General features: G+C 44.5%; 3 protein-coding genes and 1 pseudogene. All 4 read left to right on the plus strand.

The features are described 5' to 3' along the window. The coding region (gene gspD, locus AWW72_RS18665) for a type II secretion system secretin GspD (RefSeq protein ID WP_062848319.1) at positions 1–1,523 on the plus strand (1,523 nt) is incomplete at its 5' end. 62 nt (positions 1,524–1,585) lie between these two features. After that, on the plus strand, positions 1,586–2,200 hold the full coding sequence (locus AWW72_RS18670) for an FHA domain-containing protein (RefSeq protein ID WP_047431885.1): 615 nt from the start codon (positions 1,586–1,588) through the stop codon (positions 2,198–2,200). A gap of 70 nt (positions 2,201–2,270) precedes the next feature. After that, a complete protein-coding gene (locus AWW72_RS18675) occupies positions 2,271–2,936 on the plus strand; it encodes a phosphoglycolate phosphatase (RefSeq protein WP_062848320.1) in 666 nt (221 codons plus the stop codon). A gap of 112 nt (positions 2,937–3,048) precedes the next feature. Continuing rightward, a pseudogene (locus tag AWW72_RS18680) lies at positions 3,049–3,372 on the plus strand (anthranilate synthase component I); the annotation flags it as partial.

The following is a 3,372-nucleotide window of genomic DNA, read 5'->3' on the forward strand; positions in this document are numbered from 1 at the left end:
GTAAGCGTTTACGTCAAATGATTGAAATGCTGGATGTGCCTTCAGCAGCTCGCTTGGGTGGTTTAAAAGTTTTCCGCCTGAAATATGCAAGTGCTAAAAATCTGGCTGAAATTTTACAAGGTCTGGTCACAGGGCAATCGGTTTCTTCTTCATCTTCGTCGTCATCAAATAGCAACAGTAGTTCAAATTCGATCAATAACCTGATTTCAAATAATCAGAATTCAGGCTCATCATCGGGATCATCTTCTGTTTCGACGCCTTCGATTAATTTAAATAGTAATTCTAGCAATAGTCAAAATGCTGGCATTACCAGTTTTAATCAGGGTGGCGTTAGTATTATTGCGGACCCTGCGCAAAATGCTTTGGTGGTGAAGGCTGAACCACAATTGATGCGTGAAATTGATGCTGCGGTTCAGCAACTGGATACGCGCCGTCAGCAAGTCATGATTGAAGCAGCGATTATTGAAGTGGTTGGAACTGATGCTGATCAGTTGGGCGTGCAATGGGCACTGGGTGACTTGAATAGTGGCGTAGGATTAATTAACTTTTCCAATTTGGGTTCTGGACTATCAAAAATCGCGGCGGGTTATTTAACCGGTGGTGCAGCGGGTGCGGCAGGTGCTTTAGGTGATGGTGCATCGATTGGTATCGGGAAGTATAAAGAGGGCAGCAATGGCTCTCGTCAGTTATACGGCGCATTGATTCAGGCATTAAAAGAAAATACCAAGTCTAACCTTCTTTCAACCCCTTCTATCGTGACCATGGATAATGAGGAAGCCTATATCGTGGTTGGTCAGAACGTTCCTTTTGTAACAGGTTCGGTCACCACAAATAGTACAGGTGTTAATCCTTATACGACGGTTGAGCGTAAAGATGTCGGGGTGACCTTAAAAGTCATTCCGCATATCGGTGAGGGTGGTTCTGTCCGTTTGGAAGTTGAGCAAGAAGTCTCTAACGTCCAAAACAGCAAAGGTCAGGCGGCCGATTTGGTCACCAGTAAGCGTGCAATTAAAACTTCGGTATTGGCAGATCATGGACAAACCGTTGTGTTGGGGGGCTTGGTCTCAGACAATACGACTCTAGGACGTCAAGGCTTACCTATATTGAGTGATATTCCGTACTTGGGCCGACTGTTCCGTTCGGATAATCGCAGTAATGAAAAGCGTAATCTGCTTGTCTTTATCCATCCGACTATTGTTGGGGATTCTGATGATGTTCGACGTATCTCACAACAACGCTACAATCAGCTTTATAGCTTGCAGTTAGCAATGGACAAGAATGGTAATTTTGCCAAATTACCTGAAAATGTTGCGGATATTTATAGCCAGCAGCCTGCGGCAAATTCACCTTATCAAAAAGTGCCGACTGCGACACAAGCTCAAAAAACAGTTGTGGTGACGACACCTGTTGCGGTGGAACAACCGCAAGTGCAGCAGAAAACCGTGCAGCTCCCTGTGAAAGAAACCGAACGTAGTAAAAATACGGTAACGACAACTACGATTCGTCCTGCATCTTCACAGTAGCTGCACAGAAACGCTTATGTCACAATGTTACGATTGCGGGAAACTATAAAGGATATGCATCTATGACTTGGAAATTACAAGCCATTACAGGTGAATTTACGGGGCAGGAGCTGAATATTGAGCGTGATATGTTGGTTGGCCGACATCAAGATGCCGATATTTTGTTGCAATCAGCCGATATTTCACGTCGTCATGCCGCGTTGTTGCTCAAAGATCAACAGCTTTGGGTGCAAGATTTAAACTCGTCCAATGGCACATTTATTAATGATGCACGCATTGAGCAGGAAACTGAATTGCATGATGGCGATATTCTGCAATTTGCCAGCTTTGTGTTCTCGGTGCTTGCTCCAGCAGCGGAAACGGAATTACCTGAAATTGAAGCAGAGCCTGTGACTGCAAATACGCATGACCAAGGTATGCCGAGTATTGCGGAACGTGCGGTCGAAACACCAATCACACGTGATGGGATGCCACAACAGGTCGCGATTCCAAAACCAGCACCAATTCCTGAAGGTGTGCAGGTACAGGCTGTGCCTGAACCACAACCTGTTGCACTTGAAGAACCTGTTTCACGTGTGGCTGAAGAGAAAGAGCAACAGAAGAATGCTTCAGTTGGCCTCATTTCAATTATTGTATTGATCATTTTAGCTGTGATTGCCTGGCTGTTCTTTAAATAATCGGGCGAAGCTTCTACAATCAAGGCATGCCCACGTTGGTATGCCTTTTTTATTTTTAGGGTGAAATATCATGTCTATTGCACAGTTGCAAAGTCGTCATCTGGTGTTATTTGATCTGGATGGAACGCTGGTGGATTCGGCTGCTGACTTATATCGTGCCATGAATCTGAGTCTGACAAAACTGGGTCTACCTCTGGTGACTGAAGCTCAGGTTAGAGTCTGGGTGGGTAAGGGTGCGGCAAAATTATGTGAAGCTGTCCTGACACATTTGTTTGGGCAGGTCGATGCTCAACAGCAAGAGCAGCTGTTAAAAACCTTTATGCAGGTGTATGCGCAAGAGCTATGTGTTGATACACAAGTCTATGAGGGTGTTCTGCCATTTCTAGATTATTGTCAGGCCAATAATATTGCAATGGCCTGTGTTACCAATAAGCCTGAACATCTGGCGCGAGGGATTCTGGATGTTTTAGCGCTTGCACCTTATTTTAAAATGGTGGTTGGTGGGGATAGTCTGGCTGAGCGTAAACCGCATCCGTTACCGCTTTTGCATTGTGTGCAACAAGAAGGAATCTCTACAGCTGAAACCCTGATGATTGGGGATTCAAGCAATGATGTAGAAGCTGCAAGACGTGCAGGTATTGATTGTATTGTAGTCAGCTATGGCTATAATCATGGGGAAAGCATTTATGACTGCCAGCCACAGCAAGTGGTTGATCGTCTGGCAGAGTTAGTTTAAAAAAATCAGATAGGGAAAGAGGTATGAGGATGATGATGGTTTTTCGATGGCGGGATTAAAGCAGCATTAAAACAGGGAAACGCAGATAAATCGAAACCATAAGAGATAACTCATGACAACATCAATCCAGTTTGAACAATTAAAAGCAGCAGGCTACAACACCATTCCAGTTTATCGTCAACGCTTGGCTGATACTGAAACCCCGTTATCTGTTTTTGCACGTTTTAAGGAGCAGAAACAAGCCTATCTATTTGAATCGGTAGAGGGTGGCGAGAACTGGGCACGCTATTCCATGATTGGGCTAGGTGAGTCTACCGTTTTTTCATGCAATGCGGGTGTGTTAACCATTCAGCAGGCAGATGGTACGGTGACTCAGCAAGATTGTGCAGATCCGTTTCAATATATTCGTGATTTTCAAAGTCAATTTAAAGTTCCA

Origin of the sequence: Acinetobacter sp. NRRL B-65365 (genome assembly GCF_001605865.1) — a bacterium.
In the GTDB taxonomy this organism is placed as follows: Bacteria; Pseudomonadota; Gammaproteobacteria; order Pseudomonadales; family Moraxellaceae; genus Acinetobacter; species Acinetobacter vivianii.